Source organism: Anaerotignum sp., assembly GCF_045122575.1.
GTDB lineage: Bacteria > Bacillota > Clostridia > Lachnospirales > Anaerotignaceae > Anaerotignum_A.
Genome location: NZ_JBGVHV010000193.1, coordinates 1 through 2,277, shown reverse-complemented (window position 1 = coordinate 2,277; position 2,277 = coordinate 1). Strand labels below are relative to the sequence as shown.

At 45.2% G+C, this 2,277-nt stretch carries 2 protein-coding genes; both read left to right on the top strand.

What is annotated here, in order from left to right:
- Positions 1-402: 402 nt before the first annotated feature.
- On the top strand, positions 403-675 hold the full coding sequence (locus ACJMLT_RS09490; RefSeq protein WP_405729988.1) for an ACT domain-containing protein: 273 nt from the start codon (positions 403-405) through the stop codon (positions 673-675).
- 17 nt (positions 676-692) lie between these two features.
- A complete protein-coding gene (locus tag ACJMLT_RS09485) occupies positions 693-2,054 on the top strand; it encodes a PFL family protein (protein WP_405729985.1) in 1,362 nt (453 codons plus the stop codon).
- The last annotated feature ends 223 nt before the right edge of the window (positions 2,055-2,277 follow it).

Sequence of the window (2,277 nt, the reverse complement as noted above, 5' to 3'; positions counted from 1 at the left end):
TTTCAGGCGTATCAGATCGCCCAAAAAGCAGAGATACGATTATAAAATCTGTAAAATGCACCTGTTTCAGAATGGGTGTGTTTTTTTATGCATACTGCCAAACATGTGAAAATGTCGAGAGAGTGGGACTTTTTTTGCCTTGGGTTGTGCAAACACGCCAAGAGAAAAAGGGGGCGTGGGCAAAATGATGGATTTTTCGAAAGGTCTGTTTTTTTATTGGGGACATTTGTCTATTGTTTTTTCTGGTGGAACTGGTAAGATAAAAATACCTTTATTCAAATGATAAAAATTGTGTAGGAACAAAAGCAGTACCGCATGGTTCGTCTGTTTCAGTATAGCCGTGCGGTACTCTTATGTTATACAAGAAAAAGCAAAACGGGAACGACAAAGGAGGAAGAAAATATGAAAAAAGCAGTAGTAACAGTACTTGGTCTGGATCAGGTAGGTATTACAGCAAAGGTATGTACTATTCTGGCAGAAACAAATATCAACATTCTGGATATTTCCCAGACAATCGTAGGCGGCTACTTTAATATGGTTATGGTGGTAGATATCACCGAAGCGAAAGAATCCTTTGATGCGACAGCAGAAAAACTGAAGACAGTTGGCGAAGCAATGGGTCTGAAGATCAAAATGCAGCACACAGCAATTTTTGATGCTATGCACCGCATTTAAAAAGGAGGCTGAATGCAATGATCACAAGAAATGAGATCCTGGAAACCAACAATATGATCAGCGACATGAATCTGGACGTGAGAACCATCACCATGGGGATCAGCCTGCTGGATTGCGCAGATGCAGATATCAATAAATTCAACGAAAAGATTTATAAAAAAATCACAACTTATGCAAAAGATCTGGTGCAGGTAGGGGAAGAACTGGCGCAGAAATACGGCGTACCCGTTGTGAATAAAAGAATTTCCGTAACACCTATTGCCATCGCGGCAGCAGGCTGCAAAAACGCAGATTCCTATGTAAGCGTAGCGCAGACACTGGATAGAGCAGCCAAAGAAGTGGGCGTAAACTTCATCGGCGGTTTTTCTGCCCTGGTACAGAAGGGTTATACAGAAAGCGATAAGATTCTGATCGATTCCATTCCCGAAGCACTGGCAGTGACAGAAAGAGTATGTTCCTCCGTAAACGTAGGTACTTCCAGAAACGGCATGAATATGGATGCTGTAAAAAGAATGGGCGAAATCATCGTGGAAACAGCAGAACGCACAAAAGATAACGAATGTATCGGCTGTGCAAAACTGGTTATTTTCTGCAATGCCGTAGAAGATAACCCCTTCATGGCAGGTGCGTTCCATGGCGTTGGCGAAGCGGATTGCTGCATCAACGTAGGTGTCAGCGGCCCCGGCGTTGTGAAAAAGGCACTGGAAGAAGTAAGAGGCGCAGATTTTGAAACACTGTGCGAAACAGTAAAACGCACAGCCTTTAAGATCACTCGTGTTGGTCAGCTGATCGCGAAAGAAGCAGCGGACAGACTGAACGTACCCTTTGGGATCATCGACCTGTCTCTGGCTCCCACTCCTGCAGTGGGCGACAGTATCGCGGAAATCTTCCAGGAAATGGGTCTGGAAGAAGCAGGCGCACCCGGCACAACAGCAGCACTGGCTCTCCTGAATGATAACGTGAAAAAAGGCGGCGTTATGGCATCCTCCTATGTTGGCGGACTGAGCGGTGCATTCATTCCCGTCAGCGAAGACCACGGCATGATCGATGCCTGCGAAAAAGGCGCGCTGACACTGGAAAAACTGGAAGCAATGACTTGTGTATGCTCCGTTGGTCTGGATATGATCGCCCTGCCCGGTGATACATCCGCAGCAACACTGAGCGGCATCATTGCCGATGAAGCAGCCATCGGTATGGTCAATAATAAAACAACAGCCGTTCGTCTGATTCCTGTGATCGGCAGAAAAGAAGGCGAAAGCGTAGAATTCGGCGGTCTGCTGGGTTATGCACCCATCATTCCCGTAAATCGTTTCAGCTGTGAAAAATTCGTGGCGCGCGGCGGCAGAATCCCTGCTCCCATCCACAGCTTCAAAAACTAAACCGTCTCTCCTTTGGCGGAATTTGGATAAAAAAAGAAAATCGAAAGGATCCTTTGGAAACAAGGGGCCTTTCGATTTTTTTATTTGTGCAAATCAGTTCTTAAAATATCAGATGAGCAAAAATAGCGATGACTGGCAGTGTTACGATGGTTCTTTCAATAAAGATAATAAAGAGATCTTTCAGAGAAACAGGGATCTTGCTGCCCATGATGATACTGCCGAT

Coding starts and splice junctions, on each gene's coding strand:
- ACJMLT_RS09490 (WP_405729988.1), top strand. CDS start 403: ATGAAAAAAGCAGTAGTAACAGTACTTGGTCTGGATCAGGTAGGTATT.
- ACJMLT_RS09485 (WP_405729985.1), top strand. CDS start 693: ATGATCACAAGAAATGAGATCCTGGAAACCAACAATATGATCAGCGAC.